Origin of the sequence: Campylobacter concisus (assembly GCF_902460415.1) — a bacterium.
GTDB lineage: Bacteria > Campylobacterota > Campylobacteria > Campylobacterales > Campylobacteraceae > Campylobacter_A > Campylobacter_A concisus_Y.
This window is the reverse complement of sequence record NZ_CABPTY010000004.1, coordinates 75,854-100,900: the sequence shown is the minus strand read 5'-3', so window position 1 is coordinate 100,900 and position 25,047 is coordinate 75,854. Positions and strand designations below refer to the sequence as shown.

General features: G+C 36.4%; 28 protein-coding genes and 1 pseudogene. 27 read left to right on the top strand and 2 right to left on the bottom strand.

What is annotated here, in order from left to right; genetic code table 11:
• The first annotated feature begins 5 nt into the window (after positions 1-5).
• Genes FZ940_RS08455 through FZ940_RS08430 form a run of 6 tightly spaced genes read left to right on the top strand, consistent with a single transcriptional unit; the run spans position 6 to position 6,142 of the window.
• Positions 6-1,043, top strand: a complete 1,038-nt coding sequence (locus FZ940_RS08455; RefSeq protein ID WP_021090637.1) for a rod shape-determining protein — start codon at positions 6-8, stop codon at positions 1,041-1,043.
• A complete protein-coding gene (gene mreC / locus FZ940_RS08450; RefSeq protein WP_148822231.1) occupies positions 1,033-1,788 on the top strand; it encodes a rod shape-determining protein MreC in 756 nt (251 codons plus the stop codon). The genes FZ940_RS08455 and mreC overlap by 11 nt, the downstream gene beginning before the upstream one ends.
• Positions 1,788-5,048 (top strand): carbamoyl-phosphate synthase large subunit, encoded by a 3,261-nt coding sequence (gene carB, locus FZ940_RS08445; RefSeq protein ID WP_148822230.1) that lies wholly within the window; start codon positions 1,788-1,790, stop codon positions 5,046-5,048. The genes mreC and carB overlap by 1 nt, the downstream gene beginning before the upstream one ends.
• Positions 5,045-5,758: a type II restriction enzyme NmeDI-related protein gene (locus FZ940_RS08440; RefSeq protein ID WP_107811575.1), complete on the top strand. Its 714-nt coding sequence runs from the start codon at positions 5,045-5,047 to the stop codon at positions 5,756-5,758. Before carB ends, FZ940_RS08440 begins: the two co-directional genes overlap by 4 nt.
• Complete coding sequence (locus FZ940_RS08435; RefSeq protein WP_148822229.1) at positions 5,758-5,958, top strand: DpnD/PcfM family protein; 201 nt, start codon at positions 5,758-5,760, stop codon at positions 5,956-5,958. Before FZ940_RS08440 ends, FZ940_RS08435 begins: the two co-directional genes overlap by 1 nt.
• Positions 5,951-6,142, top strand: coding sequence for a DpnII family type II restriction endonuclease (locus FZ940_RS08430; protein ID WP_107811576.1), 192 nt, complete (start codon positions 5,951-5,953; stop codon positions 6,140-6,142). The genes FZ940_RS08435 and FZ940_RS08430 overlap by 8 nt, the downstream gene beginning before the upstream one ends.
• Here the strand turns inward: FZ940_RS08430 and FZ940_RS08425 are convergent.
• Positions 6,098-6,445: a DpnII family type II restriction endonuclease gene (locus FZ940_RS08425; protein WP_107811577.1), complete on the bottom strand. Its 348-nt coding sequence runs from the start codon at positions 6,443-6,445 to the stop codon at positions 6,098-6,100. The two genes, FZ940_RS08430 and FZ940_RS08425, sit on opposite strands and share 45 nt — an antisense overlap.
• Here FZ940_RS08425 and FZ940_RS08420 point away from each other — a divergent pair.
• The 15 genes and pseudogenes from FZ940_RS08420 to FZ940_RS08355 all read left to right on the top strand — a co-directional run.
• Positions 6,428-6,769: pseudogene (locus FZ940_RS08420) on the top strand (DpnII family type II restriction endonuclease); the annotation flags it as partial. The gene FZ940_RS08425 and the pseudogene FZ940_RS08420 sit on opposite strands and share 18 nt — an antisense overlap.
• Positions 6,762-7,565, top strand: coding sequence for a DNA-methyltransferase (locus FZ940_RS08415; protein ID WP_262367631.1), 804 nt, complete (start codon positions 6,762-6,764; stop codon positions 7,563-7,565). The pseudogene FZ940_RS08420 and the gene FZ940_RS08415, both read left to right, overlap by 8 nt.
• Positions 7,558-7,689, top strand: coding sequence for a hypothetical protein (locus tag FZ940_RS09710; RefSeq protein ID WP_262367630.1), 132 nt, complete (start codon positions 7,558-7,560; stop codon positions 7,687-7,689). Before FZ940_RS08415 ends, FZ940_RS09710 begins: the two co-directional genes overlap by 8 nt.
• A gap of 163 nt (positions 7,690-7,852) precedes the next feature.
• Complete coding sequence (locus tag FZ940_RS08410) at positions 7,853-8,293, top strand: isoleucyl-tRNA synthetase (protein ID WP_148822226.1); 441 nt, start codon at positions 7,853-7,855, stop codon at positions 8,291-8,293.
• Between the two features lie 49 nt (positions 8,294-8,342).
• Positions 8,343-8,894 carry a DUF507 family protein gene (locus FZ940_RS08405; RefSeq protein WP_087578297.1) on the top strand — a complete coding sequence of 184 codons (552 nt, stop codon included), beginning with the start codon at positions 8,343-8,345 and terminating at the stop codon, positions 8,892-8,894.
• Positions 8,894-10,012, top strand: coding sequence for a glutamine-hydrolyzing carbamoyl-phosphate synthase small subunit (carA, locus tag FZ940_RS08400; RefSeq protein WP_148822225.1), 1,119 nt, complete (start codon positions 8,894-8,896; stop codon positions 10,010-10,012). The genes FZ940_RS08405 and carA overlap by 1 nt, the downstream gene beginning before the upstream one ends.
• Position 10,013: 1 nt before the next feature.
• Positions 10,014-10,679 carry a sulfite exporter TauE/SafE family protein gene (locus FZ940_RS08395; RefSeq protein WP_262367629.1) on the top strand — a complete coding sequence of 222 codons (666 nt, stop codon included), beginning with the start codon at positions 10,014-10,016 and terminating at the stop codon, positions 10,677-10,679.
• Between the two features lie 80 nt (positions 10,680-10,759).
• Positions 10,760-11,443, top strand: a complete 684-nt coding sequence (locus tag FZ940_RS08390; protein ID WP_021090989.1) for a response regulator transcription factor — start codon at positions 10,760-10,762, stop codon at positions 11,441-11,443.
• Positions 11,444-11,535: 92 nt separating this feature from the next.
• Entirely contained in the window at positions 11,536-13,023 is a 1,488-nt protein-coding gene (ccoN, locus tag FZ940_RS08385) for a cytochrome-c oxidase, cbb3-type subunit I (protein ID WP_148822224.1), read from the top strand.
• Positions 13,023-13,688: a cytochrome-c oxidase, cbb3-type subunit II gene (ccoO, locus tag FZ940_RS08380; RefSeq protein ID WP_107769777.1), complete on the top strand. Its 666-nt coding sequence runs from the start codon at positions 13,023-13,025 to the stop codon at positions 13,686-13,688. The genes ccoN and ccoO overlap by 1 nt, the downstream gene beginning before the upstream one ends.
• Positions 13,689-13,697: 9 nt before the next feature.
• Positions 13,698-13,907, top strand: a complete 210-nt coding sequence (locus tag FZ940_RS08375; protein ID WP_054196093.1) for a cytochrome c oxidase, cbb3-type, CcoQ subunit — start codon at positions 13,698-13,700, stop codon at positions 13,905-13,907.
• Positions 13,895-14,758, top strand: coding sequence for a cbb3-type cytochrome c oxidase N-terminal domain-containing protein (locus FZ940_RS08370; protein ID WP_087578301.1), 864 nt, complete (start codon positions 13,895-13,897; stop codon positions 14,756-14,758). The genes FZ940_RS08375 and FZ940_RS08370 overlap by 13 nt, the downstream gene beginning before the upstream one ends.
• Positions 14,758-14,970, top strand: a complete 213-nt coding sequence (locus FZ940_RS08365; RefSeq protein WP_021090794.1) for a DUF4006 family protein — start codon at positions 14,758-14,760, stop codon at positions 14,968-14,970. The genes FZ940_RS08370 and FZ940_RS08365 overlap by 1 nt, the downstream gene beginning before the upstream one ends.
• Positions 14,971-15,076: 106 nt before the next feature.
• Positions 15,077-15,646, top strand: a complete 570-nt coding sequence (locus FZ940_RS08360) for a hypothetical protein (RefSeq protein ID WP_107858450.1) — start codon at positions 15,077-15,079, stop codon at positions 15,644-15,646.
• Complete coding sequence (locus FZ940_RS08355; protein WP_107858451.1) at positions 15,639-16,109, top strand: FixH family protein; 471 nt, start codon at positions 15,639-15,641, stop codon at positions 16,107-16,109. Before FZ940_RS08360 ends, FZ940_RS08355 begins: the two co-directional genes overlap by 8 nt.
• A gap of 117 nt (positions 16,110-16,226) precedes the next feature.
• Here the strand turns inward: FZ940_RS08355 and FZ940_RS08350 are convergent, their stop codons facing one another.
• Entirely contained in the window at positions 16,227-16,814 is a 588-nt protein-coding gene (locus FZ940_RS08350) for a flavin reductase (protein WP_148822223.1), read from the bottom strand.
• A 150-nt stretch (positions 16,815-16,964) separates the two neighbouring features.
• Between FZ940_RS08350 and FZ940_RS08345 the strand changes: the two genes are divergently transcribed.
• The 6 genes from FZ940_RS08345 (at position 16,965) to FZ940_RS08320 (ending at position 24,913) form a co-directional block, all read left to right on the top strand.
• Complete coding sequence (locus tag FZ940_RS08345; RefSeq protein ID WP_148822222.1) at positions 16,965-19,310, top strand: PD-(D/E)XK nuclease family protein; 2,346 nt, start codon at positions 16,965-16,967, stop codon at positions 19,308-19,310.
• A complete protein-coding gene (locus tag FZ940_RS08340; protein ID WP_148822221.1) occupies positions 19,307-22,126 on the top strand; it encodes a RecB-like helicase in 2,820 nt (939 codons plus the stop codon). Before FZ940_RS08345 ends, FZ940_RS08340 begins: the two co-directional genes overlap by 4 nt.
• Positions 22,127-22,206: 80 nt before the next feature.
• Positions 22,207-22,635, top strand: a complete 429-nt coding sequence (gene rplM / locus FZ940_RS08335) for a 50S ribosomal protein L13 (protein ID WP_087581740.1) — start codon at positions 22,207-22,209, stop codon at positions 22,633-22,635.
• Positions 22,636-22,637: 2 nt separating this feature from the next.
• Positions 22,638-23,027 carry a 30S ribosomal protein S9 gene (gene rpsI / locus FZ940_RS08330; protein WP_021084780.1) on the top strand — a complete coding sequence of 130 codons (390 nt, stop codon included), beginning with the start codon at positions 22,638-22,640 and terminating at the stop codon, positions 23,025-23,027.
• A gap of 153 nt (positions 23,028-23,180) precedes the next feature.
• Positions 23,181-24,200: an OmpA family protein gene (locus FZ940_RS08325; RefSeq protein ID WP_148822220.1), complete on the top strand. Its 1,020-nt coding sequence runs from the start codon at positions 23,181-23,183 to the stop codon at positions 24,198-24,200.
• 74 nt (positions 24,201-24,274) lie between these two features.
• Positions 24,275-24,913 carry an HAD family hydrolase gene (locus FZ940_RS08320; RefSeq protein ID WP_148822219.1) on the top strand — a complete coding sequence of 213 codons (639 nt, stop codon included), beginning with the start codon at positions 24,275-24,277 and terminating at the stop codon, positions 24,911-24,913.
• The last annotated feature ends 134 nt before the right edge of the window (positions 24,914-25,047 follow it).

Below are 25,047 nucleotides of genomic sequence, written 5' to 3'. Positions count from 1 at the left end.
AATAGATGTTTTTAGATCAGGTTATAGGTTTTTTCTCAAGTGATATGGGTATAGATCTAGGTACGGCAAATACACTTGTTTTGGTAAAGGATAAAGGCATAATAATAAATGAGCCTTCTGTTGTTGCGGTAAGGCGTGAGAAATATGGCAAACAAAAAATTTTAGCGGTCGGACATGCTGCAAAAGAGATGGTAGGAAAAACTCCAGGCGATATCGAGGCGATAAGGCCGATGAGAGATGGCGTTATTGCGGATTTTGATATGACTGAGCGCATGATACGCTATTTTATAGAAAAGACTCACAAAAGAAAGAGCTTTCTACGCCCAAGGATCATCATCTCAGTTCCTTATGGGCTAACCCAGGTTGAAAGAAAGGCTGTTAGAGAAAGTGCCTTAAGCGCTGGAGCAAGAGAGGTATTTTTGATCGAAGAGCCTATGGCAGCAGCGATTGGCGCAAATTTACCAGTTCGTGAGCCACAGGGTAACCTGGTAGTTGATATCGGTGGTGGTACGACTGAGATAGGTGTTGTCTCGCTTGGTGGTCTAGTTATTTCAAAATCAATCCGCACAGCTGGTGATAAGATTGATATTAGCATTGTTAATTACATAAAAGAAAAATATAACCTACTAATAGGTGAGAGAACAGGCGAGGAGATAAAGATCGCTGTAGGTTCTGCTGTGCAGCTTGAAAAAGAGCTAAGTGTAGTGGTAAAAGGTCGCGACCAGGTAAGTGGTCTTTTAAGTAGAGTCGAGCTAACAAGCGAAGATGTAAGAGAGGCGATGAGAGAGCCACTAAAAGAGATCGCAGATGCGCTTAAAACCGTGCTTGAGATGATGCCACCTGATCTTGCTGGCGATATCGTGGAGACTGGTATCGTACTAACTGGTGGTGGAGCGCTTATTAGAGGACTTGATAAATTTTTATCTGATATCGTTAAACTTCCAGTTTTTGTAGCTGACGAGCCACTGCTTGCGGTTGCTAGAGGAACAGGCAAGGCACTTGAAGAGATCGGACTTTTACAACAGCTGACAAATGAAGAGTAAGATTGTTCTTTTTGTTTTTATAGCGTTGCTTGCAGGAGCTTCGATATTTAAGGGTGAAATTTTAAGCAACGTTTCTATTAAATTTAGCAACTACGCTATAAATTCATATGACAATTTTGCTAAAAGTATAAAAGACTACATAAATGAGTATTTTAGGCAGGCTAGTGAGATAGAGAAGCTAAGAGCGCAAAATCAAGAGCTAGAGCGCGCAGCTACGCTTCTATCGACATTTGCAAATGAGCTAAATCAGATTTTAAAAGATAAAAATTCGACTGCCTATACTCCAGCTGTCAAGTTAGTAAAAGGGCTTAGTTACGTAAATATTGGAGATTATAATAAAATTTGGATAAGTAAATTTGAAGGATACGATCCAAATAAAATTTACGGGCTCATATATCAAGGAAGTAGCGCTGGTATCGTCATATCAAAAGACGGCAAGCCACTAGCTTACTTACAAAATGACCCTAAAAGTATCTTTGCTGTCTATATAGGAAATGATAAAATTCCAGGCGTTGCCCATGGAAATCAAGGTCAAATAATGGTGAAATTTATCCCACAATGGCTCAGTCCAAAAGAGGGCGATGAGGTCTTTACAAGCGGGCTTGATGGGATATTTTTTAGTGGGGTGCCAGTAGGGCGCGTGAGTAAAATTTTAAAAGAGAGCTCATATCAAAGTGTGATAGTTGAGCCTTATGTAAAACTAAACATACCAAACTACCTATACGTTGTTACAAAGGAAAAATGATGCCAAAAAGAACAGATATAAATACCATTTTGCTAATAGGCTCTGGCCCTATCGTCATCGGTCAAGCGTGCGAATTTGACTACTCAGGCACGCAAGCAGCCAAGACGCTAAAAGAGCTTGGATATCGCGTAGTGCTTATCAACTCAAATCCAGCCACCATCATGACTGATCCAAATTTTGCCGACGCAACGTATATTGAGCCGATCACAAAAGATAGTATTTTAAAGATTATCGAAAAAGAAAATATTGATGCCATCTTGCCAACGATGGGCGGTCAAGTAGCGCTAAATGCCGCTATGGATGTCTTTGAGAGTGGTCTTTTAAAGGATGTGAAATTTCTTGGTGCAAACCCAGAAGCGATAAAAAAGGGTGAAGATAGACAAATTTTTAAAGCAACTATGCAAAAGATTGGCATGGACCTGCCTGAGAGTAGATATGCTTATAACATGGACGATGCGCTAAATGCAGCAAATGAGATAGGCTTCCCACTAATAATAAGAGCTAGCTATACGCTTGGTGGTGCAGGAAGCGGTGTAGCTTATAATATGGATGAGTTTAAAGAGCTAGCCAATACTGGCCTTGACGCAAGCCCAATACATGAAATTTTAATAGAAGAGAGTTTGCTTGGCTGGAAAGAGTACGAGATGGAGGTCATCAGAGATAGAAATGACAACTGCATCATTGTCTGTTCGATCGAGAATTTTGACCCAATGGGCGTTCATACAGGCGATAGCATCACGGTCGCACCAGCACTAACACTCACAGATAAAGAGTATCAGGCTATGCGTGACGCTAGCTTTGCCATACTTCGTGAGATCGGCGTTGATACGGGCGGCAGCAACGTGCAGTTTGCCATAGACCCAAAAAGTGGCCGCATGATCGTTATCGAGATGAACCCACGCGTGAGCCGCAGCTCAGCCCTTGCTAGTAAAGCTACTGGCTATCCTATCGCAAAGGTTGCGACGCTACTAGCAGTTGGCTTTAGCCTAGATGAGATCAAAAACGACATCACAGGCACGCCTGCTAGCTTTGAGCCGGTGATTGATTACATCGTGACAAAAATTCCACGTTTTACATTTGAGAAATTCCCAGGGTCAAACCCATATCTAGGCACTGCGATGAAGTCAGTTGGTGAGGTCATGGCGATAGGTAGGACATTTAAAGAGAGTATCCAAAAGGCGCTTTGCAGCCTAGAGCGCGACCTTTGCGGATTTAATAGCTTAAATTTAGAAAAAAATGCCTTGGTTTATGGCATCAGAAATGCAAACGAGCAGAGAATTTTATATATTGCGCAGGCATTTAGGGATGGCTTTAGTGTGGCTGAGGTGCATGAGTTTAGCAAGATCGATCCTTGGTTTTTAGAACAAATTTATGAGATAGTTAAATTTGAAGATAAGATCGACATGGATATATTAAACAACGAAGAGCTGCTACGAGAGGTCAAAAGCATGGGCTTTTCAGACAAAATGATAGCTGTGCTTATAAATGAAAAAGACGATCTTGAGCTTAGTCAAAATGATATCTATTTTGCTAGGCAGAAGCTTGGTATCGAGCTTGAATACAACGAGGTCGATACTTGTGCAGGCGAATTTAAGGCACTAACGCCGTATCTTTACTCATCTACAAATATCACTAAATTTCCTAAAAAAGAGCTGGCAAAAGATGCTAAAAAGGTGATGATAATAGGCGGCGGTCCAAATAGGATCGGCCAGGGAATAGAGTTTGACTACTGCTGCGTGCACGCAAGCTACGCCCTAAGAGACCTTGGTGTAAAAACGATAATGTATAACTGCAACCCAGAAACCGTCTCAACCGACTACGATACGAGCGATATTTTGTACTTTGAGCCGATTGATTTTGAGCACGTTAGATCAGTCATCGAGCGTGAAAAGCCAGACGGCGTGATCGTGCATTTTGGCGGCCAAACTCCGCTTAAATTTGCAAAGCGCCTAAGCGTGATCGGCGCTAAGATCATCGGTACAACTGCAAGAGTGATCGATGTGGCCGAGGATAGAAAGAAATTTAGCGAATTTATAAATAAAATTGGCGTCCTTCAGCCTAAAAATGACACCGCTACGAGCCTAGAAGAAGCCTTGCAAAAAGCCGCAACTATCGGCTATCCAGTACTCGTTCGCCCAAGCTACGTTTTAGGCGGTAGGGCAATGAGAAGAGTGCATAGCGAGAGCGAACTAAAAGAGTATATGAATGAGGCAGTAAAGGTTAGCAACCACTCGCCAGTGCTACTTGATAAATTTTTACAAGACGCAAAAGAGCTTGATGTAGACGCAATATGTGACGGCAAAGAGGTCTATATAGGTGCTATAATGGAGCACATAGAGGAGGCTGGAATTCACTCTGGCGACTCAGCTTGCATATTGCCACCGATGAGTTTAAGTGATGAAATGATAAAAAAAGTAGAGAAGCAAACTAGGGATATTGCGCTAAATTTAGGCGTTGTCGGCCTTATGAATATCCAGTTTGCCATCTATGAAAATGAGCTTTATATGATAGAAGTAAATCCTCGTGCAAGTAGGACTGTGCCGTTTGTGAGCAAGGCTACTGGCGTGCCTATGGCAAAGGTAGCAACAAGAGTTATGTGGCAGGGAAATTTACGTGAGGCGCTTAAATTTTATGATGATTATAGAGTTGTTTATGAGGACGGCGACATCCTAAAACCTCGCGTAAGTTCGCATATTTGTGTAAAAGAGTGTGTATTGCCGTTTAACAAGCTAAGCGGCGCTGATCTCATCCTTGGTCCTGAGATGAAGAGTACGGGCGAAGTAATGGGCATAAGCCACGATTTTGCAAGCTCATTTGCAAAGAGTCAGATCGCTGCGAGCAACACTTTGCCAAGCAAAGGTAGGGTCTTTTTAACGCTAGCCGACGCTGATAAATCTTACGCGCCTGATCTTGCAAGAGAACTAATAGCACTTGGTTTTAGCATCATCGCAACTGGCGGTACGCATAAAATTTTAAGTGAAGCTGGCGTTGAGGCTGAGTTTGTCTATAAGATAAGCGAAGGCAGACCAAACGTCGAAGATAGGCTAAAAAACGGCGACATCGCACTTGTTATAAATACAAGTGATACAAAATCAAGCGTGGATGATGGCAAAAAGATCCGCCAAAACGTGCTTAGATTTAAAATTCCATATTTTACAACGATCCGTGCAGCACTTGCGGCCGCTAAGTCGCTAAGTGCAGTTCAAACTGGAAAAGCACTTGAAGTAAAAAGCTTGCAAGAGTATCTAAGCGAGAAATGAACCAAAAAGAGTGCGTAGTAGAAGCGTTAGCTAGCCTTGGTGGCATGGCAACGCTTTTTGATCTTTATCATAAAACTGATGTTAGCACTTGGGGTAGTAAAACTCCATTTGCTAGCATAAGACGGATAGTACAGACTAATAAAGAATTTTATAAGATCAGAGCCGGACTTTGGGGGCTTTGTGAGTTCAGAGATAAAAATTTAGCCAAAACAGGCGATAGTAAGAGTGAGCAAAATGAGAAATTTACACATTCTTATTTTCAAGGCGTTATCGTTGAGATAGGAAATTTAAGACATTTTCAAACATTCATCCCAGCTCAAGATAAGAACAAAATTTATAAATCAGATAAGAAACTTTGCGAGCTTGCGAGCTTGAGTGAGATATATAAATTTAGTTATGAAGATATCGTTAAAAGAGCAAAAACAATAGATGCAATATGGTTTAACGAAAGAAATTTGCCAAACTCGTTTTACGAAGTTGAACATAGTACAGACTTTAAAAATTCACTAAATAAATTTTTTGAGCTTCAAGACTTTAATGCTAGGATGTTTATAGTCGCAGACAAAAAGAGGGAAAGAGAGTATGAAAGCGTTTTGAGAGCTAGCATCTACGAGCAGATAGCTCAAAAGGTAAAATTTGCTAGTTACGAAGATATATCAAGGCAGCTTGAAAGAGAGAGTGAGCAAGCATTTATAAAAATGGGGATTTAATGAGTGAATTTGAAGTTGAGATAACTGAAATTTTAAGTAAAAAAATAAAGTTTAAAGCAAAAGATCAGCATGAGGCATGTAAGATCGCCAAAAAGGCTTATGAAAAGAGCGAGATCGTGCTTGGAGCTGATGATCTTACTGAGGTGAAATTTAAATCTTGTCCACAAGTAAGCCAAAAGATCAAGGTAAAAAATGAATAATATAACTCCTTTTGATGAATTTATGGCAAGTTTAAAAGAGACAAATGCTACACTTGGCTACTTTTGTGATTTTGAAAAATGTTCTAAGAACCTTGCGAAGGTCGCTATCAAACTTAATGCTTTAAATTCTTTGCTTGGTTCAAAAGATTTGAAAACAGATATTTTCAGAATGAAACCTTTCTGAAATTAAATTCGCAAAATTTGTTCCACTGCGGTTTTTTCTAGCGTTTGTATCAAGTCCAACTTCCACGCCAAATACATAATCACATAAATTTTTAATTTTTCTATCCTTGAAAACTTCATCAAGCCCAGTCTCTAAAAGAAAGCTGTAAATTTTCTCTGGCTCATCAAAATAACTCTTTAGCTCAAGTAAACTGCCGCTTGAGCTCACAACTTTTCTACCACTTTCTCGAACGGCAATTAGTAAATTTAGTACCTCAAAGCAGCTTCGATATTCTCTAAAAAGTGTGAAAATATCTGCTTTCAAGCTGAAGTATCAAGCTCAAATTTTTCATTAAATTTAGGTAGTGATGTGAAGATATTTGATTTTTCGACTCGCATACAAAATATCACTTATCTAATCGAAGCAAATTTTTATAGTGGCGGTGGCTCGAAATTAAACGAAGTAGCAAGAGCCTACATCGAAATAGCCAAAAAGATCTCATATTTGCCAGAGTATAAATTTATCTGGATCACTGATGGCTGGGGTTGGCACGATGCTAGAAATAAGCTACAAGAAGCCTATAAGAGTGTAAGGATTTATAATCTTGCAAATTTGCACCTTTTTATAAATGAGCTTAAAAATGCATAACGGTTTTAGGCTCATAAATGGCGACTGCTTTAGCGAACTAGCTAAATTTAAAGGCGAGTTTGATCTTATCTTTGCGGATCCACCATATTTTCTTTCAAATGGCGGACTTAGCATCCAAAGCGGGCAGATAGTTAGCGTAAATAAAGGTAAGTGGGATGAGGGCACAAATATCGATGAAATTGATGAATTTAACCTAAAATGGCTCAAGCTTGCTAAGCGATCACTTAGTGATAATGGCAGTATAATGATAAGTGGGACATATCACAATATCTTTTCTATCGGTAGGGCGCTTCAAAAGCTTGATTATAAAATTTTAAATATCATTACATGGCAAAAGACTAATCCTCCGCCAAATTTTAGCTGTAGGTATCTAACGCATAGTACTGAGCAGATCATTTGGGCTAGAAAAGATGAGAGACATAAACACATCTTTAACTATGAGCTTATGAAGCGGATAAATGGAGATAAACAGATGAAAGATGTGTGGAGTTTTGCTGCGATTTCTCCTTGGGACAAAGTATGCGGTAAGCACCCTACACAAAAACCACTTTCGCTTTTGATAAGGCTTATTTTGATGGCAAGTAATGAAAATAGTGTCATTTGTGATCCATTTGCAGGCTCTGCAACAACCGGCATAGCTGCAAATTTGTTGGGTAGAGATTTTGTTGGTATTGAAAAAGAACCAGAATTTATAGATATTGCACTTAAGCGAAAGGCTGAGCTAGAAGCAAATTTTATAAATTTTAGAGATAAATTTAGTGATATAAAAATGCTTGAGAGCTTAAAATTTGTCTAGATTCAAGATACCTTACTTTACAACGATCCGCGCAGCACTTGCAGCTGCTAAGTCGCTAAGCTCGGTACAAACCGGCAAAGCACTTGAGGTAAAAAGCTTGCAAGAGTATTTATCTAAAAAATAATAAATTTAAGGCAGTTTAGCTTATAGCTAAACTGTTTTTAAAGTATTGCTGGAAGCAGTATATGTCTATGTATGGTATTTTGCCTTGAATTTTAGTCTAGCTTTCATAAATCTAGTAATATTAAAGCTTATGTTTAATATAATCTCACTCAAAAGGAGAGATTATGAAAATTTTAAATGCTTTATTTACGGGTATTATATTTGTCCTTGCTCCTATTTTTACGCTATTTGTTGGAATTTACAACAACTACTTTTCTTACTATGGCATAAGCGAGTATTTTAATGTTATTTTTGTTGATAACGTGCCTTTCTTATGGCTTTTGCCTGTATTTTTTATATTTGGATATTGCTTTTTTTACGCGCCTTTTAGAAAAATTTTTAGAGCCTTTTATTTGGTTTTGCTGATAGTTTGTGCTTTTAGTTGGTATCCTGACTTTGGACGCACTTTAGGAGAGAATTATTTTATGAGCAAATCGCTATCTTTAGATATTTCATCAAATTTAGAAAATGAGCAAAAGACTGATGGAAAGATACTTTATGAAGGACGAAGAGAAATTTATTTTTTAAGAAGCGATAATAATAAAGTCGTTAAAATTTCAAAGTAAAGTTTTACCTTTATTTAGTTAAAATGGCATAAAAATTTAAAGGTTTAAAATGCGTTTAAAACTCCCACACGTTCCGTATATTTCACATAAAATAGCAATAGATCTTCTAAATTGTGGTTTCGTAAGACTAAATAAAGGCATTGAGCCAATCGTAGCAAAAACAAGTGAAATTTTAACAGTCGATATTCAAAAAGAAAGAGCTTTAGATGAACGAGTAAATGAGCTTTTGGAGAAAAATGAAGACGAGATGCAAACTATGCAAATTGACCGCAAAAATATGTTTTGGCTCGTTAAAAAGAAGCTTGCAGGTGAATTTGATGTAATCTTAACCCACGAAGATAGATTTAGTAATATCGCTCACAAAGTGCTTGAAACTATTTGGAAGAGCGGCCTTGTTGATTATAATGTATCTGAAAATCGCGTAAAAAATGTGATTTATAACTCAATAGACGAGTACTTAAAAAGCTATGAGAAGATAGAAGATGATGTCTATGAAATGATACAAAACTATAAACATAAGCTAATCCCAGGAACTGATGAATATGATCTTGTCTTTGAGCGTTTATATCAAGATGAGCTTAAAAAAAGAGGCATGCTTTAATGAAAGCTTACATCTATATTGAAAATGGTATTTTTTTAGAAGCAAAAGCTTTTGGTGCTCACGGCGAGTGTGCAGGTGAGCTCGTCTTTAATACCTCGATGACTGGCTATGAAGAGATCATGAGCGATCCAAGCTATGCTGGTCAGTTTATCGTCTTTACTATGCCAGAAATAGGCATAGTAGGTATAAACGAAGACGATATGGAGAGTCTTAGAATTCATGCAAGTGGCGTTATAATGAGAAGCTACAACGAGACTCCGTCAAACTACCGCTCGCAAAAATCTTTGGGAAAATTTTTCGAAGAGCAAGGTAAATTTGGCGTTTATGACATTGATACTAGATACCTTACAAAGATGCTACGTGATGAAGGTGCCTTGATGGCTTATATCTCAACACAAATAAGCGATAAAGACGAGCTAAAACGCAGGCTTGAAAGTAGCGGGCGTATCGAAAATATAAACTACGTAAAAACAGTTAGTGCGATGGATGAATATGAGCATAAAAAAGGTGCTTGGGATAGAAATTTAAAGTCATATAAGCCGTTAAAAAGTATTGGTAAAAAGATAGCTGTTTTTGACTTTGGCGTAAAGAGAAATATCTTAAACGAGCTATGTGAAACTGGTCTTGAAGTTATCGTCGTGCCACACGACACTAAGGCTGAAATTTTAATAGAAAAATTTAAAAATGGTGAGATAAATGGGGTATTTTTATCAAATGGTCCTGGTGAGCCAAAAAATTTAAAGGCCGAAATAGGCGAGATCAAAAAGATGATTGAGGCTAAGATACCTATATTTGGTATCTGTCTTGGACATCAGTTACTCTCAAACGCCTTTGGATACGAGACATATAAGCTTAAATTTGGTCAGCATGGAGCAAATCACCCAGTGCTAAATTTAGAGACAAAAGCGATCGAGATAACAACACAAAATCACAACTACAACGTGCCAGAGAGTATCGCAGAAGTAGCTGTTGTGACGCATAGAAATTTATTTGACAACACGATCGAGGGCGTGAGATACAAAGACTATCCGATCTTTTCGGTCCAGCACCACCCAGAAGCAAGTGGTGGCCCAAGCGAGAGCAAATATATATTTAAGCAGTTTTTAGAAATTTTATAAGATGCAAAATATAAACCTTTACATGATTATCTCAGTTGCATTTTTAGGTAGCTTTAGTCATTGTGTAGGTATGTGTAGCGGATTTTTGAGCTTACAGACTCTATTTTTTAAAGGCAAAAGCAAGAGAGAAATTTTAATGCTAAGCACACTTTATAGTTTAGCTAGAATTTTTGCTTATGTAGTTTTAGGAGCTTTGTTTGGCGCCTTTGGAGCTGTTATTAGCTTTAGCATGCAAGTAAGAGGTGTGATATTTTTCATAATTGGCTTAATGATCGCGTTTATCGGTATTGCCTTGCTTTTTAGGGGTGAGCTTTTAAAATTTGTAGAGAATCAAAAGGCGCTTAATTTTGTAGTAAGAATTGCAAAAACAAGGATTCAAAAGAAAAATTTAGCAAATTTTTTATTACTTGGTTTTCTAAATGGCTTTTTGCCTTGTGGTGTGGTTTATTATTTTTTGGCACTTGGGATTTTAAGTGCAAATTTTATTGATTCGGCTTTTATAATGCTTGTATTTGGTCTTTGTACATTGCCAGCCATGCTTTTAGCTAGCTTTGTATTTGGGATTTTAAATGAAAAATTTAAAGATATAATGTTTAAGATTTCGGCTAGCATAATGATAATAAATGGAATTTATCTATCATTTTTAGGGTATAGAGCAAATGCCTAAGATGGCAAAGCGAGAGAAATAATTGTTAATTACGTCAAAATTTATGATGTTTGATAAATATAACCAAAAAGGAAGAATAAATGAGCAAGATTCTTAATAATCTAACTGTTCTTATCGTTGAGAATGAGGGAGATGGTAAAAAAATAGTACAAGAAGTTATGCGAGATAAATTCGAAAAAGTTATCACTGCTCAAAATGGCGATGAAGGACTTAAGAAATTTAAAAAATATAATCCAAATATGGTTATAACAGACGTTTTTATGCCTATAATGAATGGTCTTGATATGGCTAAAAGCATTAAAGAAATTTCAAAAGATACACCTATTATAGTTTTTAGCACAAATAGTGAAAAAGAAACACTTCTAAAAGCGATAGATGTTGGTATTGATAAATACGTTTTAAAGCCGATTGATCTTGATGATTTTTTGGTTACTTTAGAAAATGTCGCTAAAAATAAGATAGAAACAGCAAATATTATTCAGGTTACAAATGGATATAGTTTTAATAAAATAAAACGTGTGCTTATCAGAGATGGTGTTGAAATTTCTCTTACGAAAAAAGAACTTGCTTTTATATCTTTACTCATAAAAAGACTTGGTACGCTTGTACTTCACGATGAAATAAAAAATGTTGTTTGGGTTGGCGAGAGCGTGACAGAGGCTGCTATTAGGACCTTTGTTAAACGTGTCAGAGATAAAGTCGGTAGTAATTTTATAAAAAATGTTCCTGGACTTGGTTACAAAATAGATAGAAGACTCTCCTAGTAAAAGAGAATTTATATTAATTAAGTCTTTTTATAGTTTTTCTACTCTAAAATAACCGAAAATTAATATAAATTTAACTAGGAGGAAAATTTATGAGACCATCCCAGTTGCTACATTATGATTATAGTGTGGCAAAACTCTTTATGTTCTCCACGATATTTTTTGGTATTGTTGGCATGGCTATTGGTGTTTTGGTAGCTTTTCAGCTTGCCTGTCCTGATCTAAACTATATAGCTGGTGAGTATTCGGCATTTGGTAGATTGCGTCCTCTTCATACTAATGGTATCATTTTTGGTTTTATGCTCTCTGGTATATTTGCCACTTGGTATTACATAGGACAGCGTGTTCTAAAAGTGTCAATGAGTGAATCTCCGTTTTTGATGTTCATTGGTAAGCTTCATTTTTGGCTTTATATACTTGTTATGATTCTAGCTGTTGTGACACTTTTTATGGGCGAGAGTACATCTAAGGAGTATGCCGAGCTTGAGTGGCCACTAGATATTGCAGTAGTAATAGTCTGGGTGCTTTGGGGCGTAAGTATATTTGGACTTATTGGTATACGCCGTGAGAAGACACTTTACATTTCAGTTTGGTATTACATTGCTACATTTCTTGGTGTTGCTATGCTTTATCTATTTAATAACATGGAAATTCCAACAAGACTAGTTAGTGGATATGGCTCATGGCTACACTCAGTTTCAATGTATGCTGGCTCAAATGATGCCTTGGTTCAGTGGTGGTACGGTCACAACGCAGTTGCATTTGTGTTTACGGTAGCGATCATCGCTCAAATTTATTATTTCTTACCAAAAGAGAGCGGACAGCCAATATTTTCTTATAAGCTTTCGTTATTTTCATTCTGGGGCCTTATGTTTATCTATCTTTGGGCTGGCGGTCACCACCTAATATATACTGCTGTGCCTGATTGGATGCAGACTATGGGTTCGGTTTTTTCTATTGTTTTGATTTTACCTTCTTGGGGTTCAGCTATTAATATGCTTCTTACAATGAAAGGCGAATGGACACAACTTCGCGAGAGTCCGCTTATTAAATTTATGATTCTAGCTTCAACTTTTTATATGTTTTCAACTCTTGAAGGCCCTATCTTAGCTATTAAATCTGTAAATGCACTAGCTCACTATACTGACTGGGTGCCAGGACACGTACATGATGGCGCACTTGGCTGGGTTGGTTTTATGACTATGGCAGCACTTTATCACATGACGCCACGTGTCTTTAAGCGCGAAATTTATTCAAAATCCTTAATGGAAGCTCAATTTTGGATACAAACAACAGGTATCGTTTTATACTTTGCTTCGATGTGGATCGCCGGTATCACACAAGGTATGATGTGGAGAGCGACTGACAGCTATGGAAATTTACTCTACTCATTTATTGATACTGTTGTAGTGCTTATACCTTATTATTACATTAGAGCTATTGGCGGACTTTTGTATTTGATTGGCTTTTTGATGTTTGCTTACAATATCTACAAATCAACTTCTGCTAAAGCTATTTTGGCAGAGCCAAAAAGTGCAACGCCTATGGGCGGTACTAAAGCCAATGCGGAGGTGATGTGATGTTTGCTTGGTTAGAAAAAAATCCATTCTTTTTTGCAGTTTGCGTCTTTATTGTCATAGCTTACGCTGGCGTGGTAGAAATTTTACCTGATTTTGCAAATAGAGCTAGACCACTTGAGGGTACAAAGCCTTATACAGTTTTAGAGCTTGCTGGAAAAAATATATATATACAAAATGGTTGCAATACTTGTCACTCACAGATGATACGCCCGTTTAAAGCTGAGACTGATAGATATGGCATGTACTCGTTAAGCGGCGAATTTGCTTATGATCGTCCGCATCTTTGGGGTTCAAAAAGAACTGGTCCAGATCTTATGCGTGTGGGTAATTATAGAACGACAGATTGGCATGAAAATCACATGCTAAATCCAGCCTCTGTAGTGCCAGGCTCGATCATGCCAGCATATCCATTTTTATTTAAGAAAAATGCTGATATCGAGACTGCTTACGCTGAAGCACTAACTGTTAAAAAGGTCTTTAACACGCCTTATGATGAGAAAGATATGCCAGCTCTTGGTACTTTTGAGCAAGCAAATGCTAACGTGAAAGAGCAGGCTGCAAGTATCGTTGAAAATATGAAAGATGAGCAGGTTAAACAAGCTTTTGAAAAAGGTGAAATTCGCCAGATCGTAGCACTTATCGCCTATCTAAATAGTCTAAAATAGGAGTTAGTAATGGATATTAGAGAACTTCAAGCTTATGGCTATTTTATTTTGACAGCATTCTTAGCTATCACTTTGTACGCTTATTTTTTTCATCTTTACAAAAGTGAAAAGCAAGGTAGAAGAAATTATGAGAAGTATTCGAAATTAGCCCTAGATGATGAGATCGGTAGTAAAATTTTAGAGCAAAAGGCTACAAAGGAGAGCGTATGCAATGGCTAAATTTAGAAGATAATATAAATTTACTTGCGTTAATAGGTGCCATCTTAATTATCGTACTAACTGTCGTTGTAGCTGGCAAGTATGTTGGTCAAATGAAAGTTAAAAAAGATGAAAGCGTAGAGCTTAGCGAGCACAACTGGGATGGGATAGGCGAGTATAAAAATCCAGTTCCATTTGGTTGGGCAGTAGTTTTTTTACTAACGCTTGTTTGGGCGATTTGGTATTATTTACTTGGTTATCCACTAAATTCTTACTCACAAATCGGTGAATATAATAAAGAGGTAAAAGAGGCAAACGCTAAATTTGAAAAAGAGTATGCAAACCCAAGCAAAGAAACGCTTCATGCTATGGGAGAGAGCGTATTTTTAGTGCAATGCTCAGCATGTCATGGTATCACAGGCGATGGTATTGGTGGCAAAGCTGCAAATTTACAAATTTGGGGTAGCGAACAAGGAATAGTTGATACGATACTAAATGGCTCAAAAGGGCTTGATTATCCTATGGGCGAGATGCCAGCAGGGCTAGCTGATGCTGATGGAGCAAAGGCTATCGCAGCTTATGTAGCAAAAGAGATAAGTGCTATAAAAAGTACAAAAAATGAAAATTTAGTAGCTATGGGAAAAGAGCTTTACGTAGCTTGTGCAGCTTGTCACGGAGATGATGGCAAAGGCATGGATGGTATGTCGGCTGATCTTAGTAAATATGGTTCAAGTGAGTTCATCGTAGATGTACTAAATCGTGGTAAAAACGGCAACATTGGTGTTATGCCTAAATTTAATGATGGCAGATTAAACGAGATACAACAAAAAGCAGTTGGCGAATATGTCATATCGCTATCAAAGGGCGAATAATGGAAAATAAAAATAGAAATATCTTTGCTTTAAATGGCATTAGCGGTTATTTGGTGGCAGTTTTGCTTTTGCTATCTATCCTTGGCGTACTTACTTATATTGGTATTGGCTTGCAAAAAGATGTAGCAACCAAGCCTTACTCATTAAAAGACGCAAGTAGCATTGAGATGAAGAGCGTTGACAACGCTAAACATGTCATTATAAAGGAGTAGTGATGCTAGGCATAATAGAAAAAGCCATAATCTTGCTGATAGTTGTTGCAGGAGCTATTTGTGCGTGGTCAGTGCTTACATCAAACCACCTTTTTGTAGGCTAGGTGTGAGAAAATTTATACTCATTTTTATATTTTTGCTCTCACAAAGTTTGGCTTTGGGAGCAAATTTTGTGATAAATAATGATGAAATCCTAAGCCAAAAAGTAAGTGTAAAGCTAAATGAGATCGGCAGTGAGCTTTACGCAAAAAGCGGTATAAATTTAGCAGTCGGTATATATAAAGATGGTGAGCTAGAAGCTCTTTTTAAAGAGCAAAACCTTAGCTCACCTTATGCTTTTTTGCTGCTTATAAAGGATAAAAAGAAAGTAGAAATTTTTGCCGATGCTAATACTTCAAAGCTTTTTAATAAAGAACAAATTTTAAGCGTAAATCCAGAATCAGGAACGATAATTCCTATTTTGGTTTCTAAAAATGGCAAAGATGTCTATAATGCTGCTATATTAAATGGCTACGCTGATATTGCCGAGCAAATCGCATCTAGCTTAAATTTACAGCTTGAAAGTAGTGTTGGAAATTCAAACAAAACTACATTAAATTTTTTAAGATTTTTCATCTATGGTTTGGTTGCATTTTTTGTAATTGTTGTCTTTTATAAAAAGGTAAAAAATGGATAAAAAAACCTTTTGGCCTTATGCTATTGTGCTTAGCTTCATTGCTATCATTATCGCTTGTGCAGTAACGATCATTATAGCACTAAAACATCCAGTCGAGATGGATAGCTCCTATATGCAAAGCTACCAAAATGTCGATGAAAATATAACCTTTATCAAAGAGAGTGAAAAACGCTTCGATGAGAAATTTGATCTAAAATTTGAGCCAAATTTTAACGCCTTAAATGCTAAGCTTAAATTTCATCTAACTCCAAAAAAAGGAGAAATTTCAGCTTTAAAATATGAAATTTTACTTACTCGCCCACAGACAAATAAAGAAAATAAAATTTTAAGAGCTTCATGGCAAGAAAATGATCTAGTAAGCGAAGAAACAAGTCTAAAAGAAGGCAGGTGGCAGCTACTTTTAAGGCTAAGTGACACCAATGATACAAGGTATTATAAATTTGATCTTAATGTCACAAAATGATCTTAAAATCGCAGCTTTGGCATCTGAGAAAGATCTCAAAGCTGGGCTTAAATTTTAACAAACTAATCTTTTTGGCTAAAACTAAAATACTAAGTTTTTATCAAATAAAACTATAAATCAAATCTCTTTAAATCCAAAATTTAATCCCAAACGCTCGCAAGTGCCGACATATTCTTTAAATTTATAGATTAATGGATGCCATTTTTGCGTGTCTATCTTTTCATCTTTTAGTAAATTTTCATCTACAAAAATGCCTGTAATCTTACAAGTAACGATGCTAAACCACTCTTTTAACTCTATCTTTTCTACAACCGTTTCTATCTGTATCTTGCACTCTTTTATCCTGACGGTTTTTGCATTTATGCCAGGCTCTTTGCTGAGATTTGCCACCTTAAAATTGTCGTGCTCGTAGGTGTAGCCAAGATTCTTTTTTTCTTCTGGTACGTTACTATCGCCAGTTAGTTTTTCCATTTTTTGCACAGCTTCTAGTAGGCTTTCATCACACAAATTTAGCGTGATATCTGAACCATTTTTGATATTTTTAAAGCCTTGATTTTCAATACCTATGCCAAGCACTACTGTGTTCCCCAATGTCCAAGAAGATGAAAGCACCGTGATATCATCGTTTGCATTTTTATCTTTTGTGGTGGCTAGCAAAACCGGAAAGCCGTAGTAAAAACCTTGTCTGTTTAACTCTTTATGCATTTTTGCTCCTTTTTTGTGATTGTAGCTTTTGGCTCTTTAAGGCTTAAAATTTTAATGTATTTAGATGAAAATTTAAAGCTTTGGCTAAGCGTAAAAAGCGCTCTTTTATAAGCATTTAGCTATCATTGCTTAAAAATTTAAGAGAGAAAAATGCATAACCTAAACCAACTTTTTGTCTTTACGAACTCGCGTAAGATTCGTGAATTTAATGCAAGTTTTAATGATGAGCTAATCCCAAAAAGCCTAAGTATTGCTGAGTTTTATAAAAAGATAGTTTATGTAGATGGTAGGTTTGAGATTGATAGCACCTATGCTTTAGTGCTTATGAATAGAGCCTGTGCTAGCGTCAAAAAGGCAAACTCGGTTCTTAAAATTCCAACTGAGTTTTTTGAATTTTTGAAAAATAATGACTATCTTTTTTCATTTTTTAAAGAGCTAGCTATTAGTAAAAAGAGTATTGCTGAGATCAAATTTAACGATATTTACGCTAACTTTGAGGAGCATTTAAACATACTTGAAGAGGTTTTAAAAGAGTATGAGAGCTTGCTTGATAGAGAAAATCTCTACGATGATATAACCTTGCCAAAAATTTACTCCATTAATGAAGGCTATATCAGAAGCTTTAGTAAAATTTCACTACACATAGATGGAATTTTAAGCGAATTTGAGTGGGAAATTTTAGAGAAAATATCAAAGCTAACTACGCTAAAAATTATCTTTCAAACTAGTGTTTTCAATACAAAGCTAATCAATAAAATAAAGCAAATTTCAGCTATTAGCGAGATTGAAAATTACAAAAAATATGAGCTAGATTTAAAGACAAATGAGCTAATTTGCTTAGAAAATATCAAAAAATTTGAGCCAGTTTTAGAGAAGCGATTTGCCACTAGAAGCCTGCAATGTGCCTACGCTATGGCAAAGGCGAGCGAGTTTGTGCGTGAGGGCATAAAGCCTGAAAACATCGCTGTTATATTGCCAGATGAGAGTTTTAGTGAAATTTTAAGGCTTCATGATAGCAATAAAATTTTTAACTACGCTATGGGCGAGAGCTTTAAAGATACAAAATTTTATGAGACGCTTTACTACATCTCAAGAGCGATCAATGAAGAGGCAAGGCCGGTTTTTGATCAAAGCAAGTGTGAGAGCTACGAGGAGCTTGGCTTTATCTTGAGCACGCTTGGCGTAAGTGAAGAGCTTTTTAATAAATTTAAATCAAGCTACTTTGATCTTTGCGATTTTGCTAAATTTAAAGAGCTAATAGATGAGCTTTTAATGCTTGAAAATGAGCCAAGATGCGAAGAAAAGCTCGCGCTTGAGCTTTTTAGGATTGAGAATTTATGTAGGTATTTTAGCTTTAGCTTAAAGCAGTTAATTGAAATTTTTTTGCTAAATATCTCGCGTCTTAGTATCGATGATGTGGGTGGTGGAAAGATCAGTGTCATGGGCATGCTAGAGAGCCGTGGAATGAAATTTGATGGCGTGATCATAGTTGATTTTAATGATAACTTCATCCCAGCAAGAAGCACAAATGAGATGTTTTTAAATTCAAAAGTGAGGCAAAAAGCAGGACTTATAAGCTACCTTGAGCGTGAAAATTTGCAGAGATTTTACTACGAAAGTCTTATAAACAATGCCAAAAAGGTCGCCATAAGCTGTGTTTTAAACGAAGAGAGTATTCCTTCAAGATTTTTAAAAAATTTCAAAACAATAAAAGATGAGAAATTTAGTGACGAGGCGTATTTAAAACTATTTTTAAAAGGAAATACAAGCCTAAATTTAAGCGATGATGAGATCATTTTGGAGCATGATTTTTTCACTAAACCGCTATCATTTTCGACACTAAATTTATTTTTAACTTGCCCAAGAAAGTATTATTACGCAAAGATAGCTGGTATAAAAGGAGCAAAAGCCATAGCAACTGAGCCAGGATCTAAGCAAGGAAATAGCGTGCATAAGGCGCTTTATGAATACTACACAAGTGATTTTTATAGACAAAAAAATATATTTGATTTGGCTATTTTTAAAGAAATACTTGCAAAGCAAGATTTTTCTTCGCTTGAGCTTGAGATTTGGTCGCAGAAATTTAAAGAATACGCAGAGTTTGAAAATGAACGTTTAAGTGATGGCTTTAGAGTGCTTGAGTGCGAAAAAGACATAGAGAGCAGTTTTTGTGATGTAAAGATAAAAGGCATTATCGATAGGATCGATGCTAGCCCTGATGGCGAACCTTTTATACTTGATTATAAAACTGGTGATGCAAATGCGAACTCGCTTCAGCTTGCATTTTATGAAGCACTTTATGGTAGTGAGGTAAAAAGTGCTTACTTTGCTCTAAAGAATGAACTTGTGCTTATTAGCTCAAAAAAAAGCGTGGATGATCTAAAGGCTGAGATAGAAAATCTAAAGAGCATAAATAACACTAAGATAAATTTTGAAAGAAAAAGCGGAGCTTGTAAATTTTGCGAGTATGCCATACTTTGTAGGAGAGAGTTATGAAAGATTTTTTAGCCCTAAAAGCAAGTGCTGGAAGCGGAAAAACATTCGCTTTAAGCGTTCGTTATATCGCTTTGGTGCTTAAAGGCGAAAATATAAACGAGATCATCGCTCTAACCTTTACCAAAAAAGCGGCCAATGAGATGAAAGAGCGCATAATCACAACCTTTTTGGACTTGCAAAACAAAAAGGACGAGCTTGAAAAGCTTTGCAAAGAGCTTAGTTTGAGCCAAGATGAGGTCATAAAAAGACGCGATGAGAAGCTTGATAGGTTTTTGCAAAGTGAGCTAAAAATTTATACATTTGATGCATTTTTCTCTGGAATCCTAAAGAAATTTAGTCAAAATTTAGGGCTTAGTCCTGATTACAGCGTGCAAGATAGCTTGCAAGATCTGGCGTGGAAAAAATTTGTAAAAGAGGCAAGTAAAGATCAAAAGCTTCTTAGTGAGCTTGCACTCATGATGATAATCTCAAGCCAAAAAGAGGCGAGTTTTTCGCAGACTTTGGCTAAATTTTATGAGAGCTTTGGTGGTGAGCTAAAAGATAGTGGTGCAAGCTATCCAGATGATAGCAAGGTAAGAGCAGCGCAAAAGGAGATAAATGAGCATATAGCCTTGCAAAATGGTGCTAGCGATACAGCCAAAAAGACATTTAAAGAGCAAAATTTATTTGAGCTTTTTAAAAATAAGGTCTTTGAAAGAGAGAGCCTAGATTACCGCACTTTTAGTAAAATTTATACAAGTGAGCTTGATAGGCTCTTTAACGAGCTAAAAGAGGCGGCAAAAAACTACATTTTAGAGGTCGAAAAGTATAGGCTAAGTGGCTTTAGCAAGCTATTAAAGCTTTATAAGGCGTCAAATTTAGAGCTAAACAAAGAGATAAACGCTTTAAGTTTTGCTGATATAAATAAGCTGGTCTTTAAGCTTTTGGTTGAAAATTTTGATAAAGATGTGCTTTATTTCAGGCTTGATGGTCGCATAAATCACCTTTTGATAGATGAGTTTCAAGATACAAATGTGATCCAATATGAGATCATCTTGCCAATTATCAATGAAATCGTTTCAGGATACGGACAAAACGGGCTTGGAAGCTTCTTTTACGTTGGAGATACGAAGCAGAGTATCTATAAATTTAGGGGCGGCAAAAAAGAGCTTTTTGATAAGCTGGGAGAGAAATTTGAGCAAATTTTGGTAGAAAATTTACCTAGCAACTACCGCAGCTTAAAGGCTTTGGTGAAATTTAATAACGCTGTTTTTGAAGAAATTTATCATAGATATGGGCTTAGCTTTGAGCCGCAAAAACCAGCTAAAAAAGATAAGGAGCTAAGCTACAAAGTAAGTGGCGAGTGTCCTTATTTTGAAGCCGAGGAAGATGACTATGGCTACTTGCGTGTGCTAAGCAACGAAGATATCGCGGGTGCAGCAGTTTCGCAAGTAAAAGAGCTGATCGCTGCTGGCGTAAATGCAAGTGAGATAACTGTGCTTTGCTGGAAAAATAGTGACATCAGCCTTATTTCAGAAGTGCTTAGCAGTGAGGGGATAAAAAGCGTAAATGAAGGCACCTTGGAGCTAAAGCGAACGCCGTTTGTTGCAGCGATCATCGAGTATGCGAAATTTTGTCTTTTTGGTGAAGAAATTTATGAAAAAAATGTAAAAGCACTTGTAAATACAAATCCTAAAAGGCTAAAAATAAAAGCTGAAGATAGTGCGGCAAAAAGCCTATTTTATCTAGCTAAAAATTTATATATAAATATGGCTGATGTTGACATTCTAAGGCTTTTTGAGCTAAGCAGTGGCTATAAAAATTTAAGCGATTTTATCTTTAACCTTGAAAATTTCAGTTCTAAAATCAGTCCTAAAAATGCTGATGGCGTAAAGATAATGACTGTTCATAAGTCAAAAGGGCTAGAGTTTGCTCACGTGATAGTTTGCGATATGATGAGTAAGGGCAGGGGCGATGACTCAAACTTTATAACAGAATATAGCGAAAAAGGCGAGTGGATAGTAAAAAGTAGAATTTCTGGTAGAGAAAATTTTGACCCTGAGTATGCTGGTGTGTTAGAGCAAATGAGAGAGCTTGAGAAGCAAGAAAATATCAATAAAATTTATGTCGCCTTTACAAGAGCCACAAAGTCGCTTATTATCATTAAACAAGCTGCCCCAAGTGGAAATAGTCCTAGCTTTTTTTCTTTTTATACTAGAAGCGATAAAAGCGAAGTAAACGACTATCTTGATCTAAAAGAGTTTAGCTTTGGTAAAATTTTACCTAGCAATGGTGAGCAAAAAGATGCTACAAGAGATGAAAAAATGCCTGAAATTTTAAAGATAGAAAGGCAAGATGTAGAAGCAAGAGAGCAAAAAACGAGCGGTAAAAATTTAGAGGCAATCTATTTTGGTTTAGCGTTTCACTATTTGCTCGAGATGAGTGAAAAATTTGATGAAAATTCGCTTTTAAAAGCTAAGAGTTTAATGCTAAATAAATTTTATAAATTTCTCTCACCTGATAGACTTGAAGATGCCTTTAAACGGGCAAAAATGCTAATAAATGAGCCAAAATTTCTAGAGTGCGTAAAAGATAAAGAAATTTACAAAGAACAGCCATTTAAAGTAAAAAATGAACTAAAACAGATGGACTTATTTTGTATTGGAGAGAGCGAAATTTGTGTGATTGACTATAAAACGACCGATAAAAATATCGAGGAAAATAAAAGACAAGTTAGAGAATACAAAGAGGCAATAAGTAAATTTTATCCAAAGCATAGTATAATCGCCGTCATCTTCTACGCTCTTGATGGAAAAATTTCATATATTGAAGTTTAAATGCTACTTAATTTAAGCTTTATAAAAGCATTGTTTAAATACAATCACAACTCAAAAATTAACTTGGCAAAGGTAAGAAAATGACAAAAATAACAAAGCCAAACGAAGTTAAGCGAGACTGGATCGTTGTTGATGCAGCTGGTAAACGTTTTGGTAGATTGCTAACTGAGGTAGCAACTATACTTCGTGGCAAAAACAAACCATGCTTCACGCCAAACATAGATTGTGGCGACTATGTTATCATCATAAATGCTTCAAAAGTAGAATTTACTGGTAATAACAAAGCTGAAGATAAACTTTATCACAGACACTCAGGATACTTTGGTAGTGTAAAGAGTGAAAAATTTGGCGATTTGATAGCAAATAAGCCAGAAAAACTATTTAAATTAGCTGTTCGTGGAATGCTTCCAAAAACTAAACTTGGAAGAGAGATGATAAAAAAACTAAAAGTTTATGCTGGCAGTGAGCATCCTCATACGGCACAAATAGCTAAAAAAGAAGGAAAATAATTATGGCAAAAGTTTATGCAACTGGTAAAAGAAAAACTGCCGTAGCAAAGGTTTGGATAAAAGCTGGAAGCGGTAAAATCGTAGTAAATGGTATGGATCTTAATACTTGGCTTGGTGGACATGAAGCTATAAAGCTTAAAGTAATTCAGCCACTTCTAGTTACTAAACAAGAGAGTTTAATAGATGTAGTAGCTACAACTTTAGGTGGTGGTTATTCAGCACAAGCAGAGGCTTTAAGACACGGTATTTCACGTGCTTTAGCTGATATGGATGCTGATTTTAGAGCAGCACTTAAACCAAAAGGCTTGCTAACTAGAGATTCTCGTGTTGTTGAACGTAAGAAATTTGGTAGAAGAAAGGCTAGAAGAAGCCCACAATTCTCTAAACGTTAATGAATTTTTGCAAGTGCTTTTGCATTTGCAAAATTTAAGTTGTGTAAATTTCAAATTTACATTGTTAATTAAATTATGATTTAGAGTCGGTTAAATTTTATTCAGTTAAAATGTAACCACTTTAAAATAAATCCTAAGAAAGGAATTCTAAATATGAAAAAGATTGCTTTAGCTATGGTTGCCGCAACAGCGGTTTTTGCGTCTAACGCAGCATATAATTATGAAGTTACTCCAACTATTGGTGGCGTTCACCCAGAGGGAAATTTACGTGTAAAAGACCACAACTTCGTTGGTGTTAGAGCTGCTAGAAATCTTGAAGATTTTTTCTTTGATCAAGTAGAGCTTGGTGTTGATTACACTCAAAAAGCAAAAGAAAAAACAGGTAGCTTAACAAGAGAAGGAAGAGTTCTTAGATATCATGCAAATCTTGTAAAAGATATAGTTGATTTTGGACCAGTTAGTCTATATGGCTTAGTTGGTGCTGGATATGAAGATGTTCCAGCTATTTTTGTTAAAAATGAAGATGGCGGTTTTGGCCAATATGGTTTTGGTTTAAGATATCAAGTAACTGATAGATTTGCTCTTAAAGCAGAAGCAAGAGACGCTATCAAATTTGAGCACGCTGATCATAACCTATTCTATTCACTAGGCTTTGGTATCGGTCTTGACTCAAAAGCAGCTCCAGTTGTGGCAGCAGCTCCAGTTGCAGCAGCTCCAGTTGCAGCAGCAACTCCAGTTCTTGATGATGATAATGATGGCGTGCCAAATGATATAGATCAATGCCCTAACACTCCAGCTGGCGTGGTTGTTGACGAAAGAGGATGCGAGAAAGTTATCGTTCTTAGAGACCTAGATGTTAACTTTGCATTTGATAGCTATAAAGTCGGACCAAAATATGCAGCTGAGATCAAAAAAGTAGCTGACTTTATGGGCGAACACCCAGATTATAAAGTTGTACTTGCTGGTCACACTGATAGTGTAGGCGCAGAAGCTTATAACCAAAAACTATCTGAAAAAAGAGCAAAGGCAGTAGCTGATGTTCTTGCTGGCTATGGCGTAAGCGAGGATAAAATTTCAACAGTTGGCTACGGTGAGCTTAAACCAATTGCTACAAATAAAACTAAAGAAGGTCGCGCTCAAAATAGACGTGTTGAAGCTACTTTCAATAAATAATCTTATTGTTTAAGGTTACTTCTTTTAGGGGCTTAGCTTCGGCTAGGCCCTTTTTTATTTCTACGGAGAAAATGATGAAAAAAACTATACTTTTTGATTTGGACGGTACGCTTATTGATTCGACTTCTGCTATTTTAAAAGGATTTGATAGAGCTTTTTTATCTCATGGCAAAAAAGAGCCAGACCATAATGTATTAAAGTCTTTGGTTGGTCATCCGCTTGAAATAATGTTTGAAAGACTTGGTGCAAGTAAAAATTTAATTGATAACTATATAAAAGAGTATAAAGCTTGCTACGAAAAAATTTATCTTGATGAGACGGTACTCTTAGATTATGCAAGTGAAGCATTGAAGGAGGCAGGTAGCTTTGCTGATGTGGGTATAGTTACTACGAAAACTTCAAAATTTTCTATTATCTTGCTTGAGCATTTAGGGGTTATGAAATATATAAAAACTGTTATTGGAAGAGATGATGTTACTAATCCAAAACCAAATCCAGAGCCTATAAATTTGGCTTTATATAGACTTAATAAAGATAAAAATAATGCATTTATGATAGGTGACACCATTATGGATCTAATGGCTGCACAAGCTGCTTTTATTACAGGCGTAGGTCTAACTTGTGGATATGGTCAAAAGAGTGATTTGGAGAAATTTAGTAAACATATTTTCTCAAACCCATTTGAAGCCGTTGACTTTATAAAAGAGGTTTAATAATCTAATACTCCTAAACTACTTATACTTTAAATTAAATTCAACCTAATGTTTAGCTTGCTTGGCTATAAAATTTGCTCCAAAATCTTTTTAAAGTATTTATTATGAATTTTTAACATCTAAATTACTCTAAA

Bases quoted from the DNA above. Each gene is read 5' to 3' on its own strand.
- carA (WP_148822225.1), top strand. From the start codon at position 8,894: ATGAAAGCTTACATCTATATTGAAAATGGTATTTTTTTAGAAGCAAAA.
- FZ940_RS08365 (WP_021090794.1), top strand. From the start codon at position 14,758: ATGGAAAATAAAAATAGAAATATCTTTGCTTTAAATGGCATTAGCGGT.
- FZ940_RS08455 (WP_021090637.1), top strand. From the start codon at position 6: ATGTTTTTAGATCAGGTTATAGGTTTTTTCTCAAGTGATATGGGTATA.
- FZ940_RS08350 (WP_148822223.1), bottom strand. From the start codon at position 16,814: ATGCATAAAGAGTTAAACAGACAAGGTTTTTACTACGGCTTTCCGGTT.
- FZ940_RS08405 (WP_087578297.1), top strand. From the start codon at position 8,343: ATGCGTTTAAAACTCCCACACGTTCCGTATATTTCACATAAAATAGCA.
- FZ940_RS08390 (WP_021090989.1), top strand. From the start codon at position 10,760: ATGAGCAAGATTCTTAATAATCTAACTGTTCTTATCGTTGAGAATGAG.
- ccoO (WP_107769777.1), top strand. From the start codon at position 13,023: ATGTTTGCTTGGTTAGAAAAAAATCCATTCTTTTTTGCAGTTTGCGTC.
- mreC (WP_148822231.1), top strand. From the start codon at position 1,033: ATGAAGAGTAAGATTGTTCTTTTTGTTTTTATAGCGTTGCTTGCAGGA.
- FZ940_RS08355 (WP_107858451.1), top strand. From the start codon at position 15,639: ATGGATAAAAAAACCTTTTGGCCTTATGCTATTGTGCTTAGCTTCATT.
- ccoN (WP_148822224.1), top strand. From the start codon at position 11,536: ATGAGACCATCCCAGTTGCTACATTATGATTATAGTGTGGCAAAACTC.
- FZ940_RS08395 (WP_262367629.1), top strand. From the start codon at position 10,014: ATGCAAAATATAAACCTTTACATGATTATCTCAGTTGCATTTTTAGGT.
- FZ940_RS08340 (WP_148822221.1), top strand. From the start codon at position 19,307: ATGAAAGATTTTTTAGCCCTAAAAGCAAGTGCTGGAAGCGGAAAAACA.
- FZ940_RS08345 (WP_148822222.1), top strand. From the start codon at position 16,965: ATGCATAACCTAAACCAACTTTTTGTCTTTACGAACTCGCGTAAGATT.
- FZ940_RS08435 (WP_148822229.1), top strand. From the start codon at position 5,758: ATGAGTGAATTTGAAGTTGAGATAACTGAAATTTTAAGTAAAAAAATA.
- rplM (WP_087581740.1), top strand. From the start codon at position 22,207: ATGACAAAAATAACAAAGCCAAACGAAGTTAAGCGAGACTGGATCGTT.
- FZ940_RS08320 (WP_148822219.1), top strand. From the start codon at position 24,275: ATGAAAAAAACTATACTTTTTGATTTGGACGGTACGCTTATTGATTCG.
- FZ940_RS08370 (WP_087578301.1), top strand. From the start codon at position 13,895: ATGCAATGGCTAAATTTAGAAGATAATATAAATTTACTTGCGTTAATA.
- FZ940_RS08440 (WP_107811575.1), top strand. From the start codon at position 5,045: ATGAACCAAAAAGAGTGCGTAGTAGAAGCGTTAGCTAGCCTTGGTGGC.
- FZ940_RS08410 (WP_148822226.1), top strand. From the start codon at position 7,853: ATGAAAATTTTAAATGCTTTATTTACGGGTATTATATTTGTCCTTGCT.
- carB (WP_148822230.1), top strand. From the start codon at position 1,788: ATGCCAAAAAGAACAGATATAAATACCATTTTGCTAATAGGCTCTGGC.
- FZ940_RS08375 (WP_054196093.1), top strand. From the start codon at position 13,698: ATGGATATTAGAGAACTTCAAGCTTATGGCTATTTTATTTTGACAGCA.
- FZ940_RS08325 (WP_148822220.1), top strand. From the start codon at position 23,181: ATGAAAAAGATTGCTTTAGCTATGGTTGCCGCAACAGCGGTTTTTGCG.
- FZ940_RS08415 (WP_262367631.1), top strand. From the start codon at position 6,762: ATGCATAACGGTTTTAGGCTCATAAATGGCGACTGCTTTAGCGAACTA.
- rpsI (WP_021084780.1), top strand. From the start codon at position 22,638: ATGGCAAAAGTTTATGCAACTGGTAAAAGAAAAACTGCCGTAGCAAAG.
- FZ940_RS08430 (WP_107811576.1), top strand. From the start codon at position 5,951: ATGAATAATATAACTCCTTTTGATGAATTTATGGCAAGTTTAAAAGAG.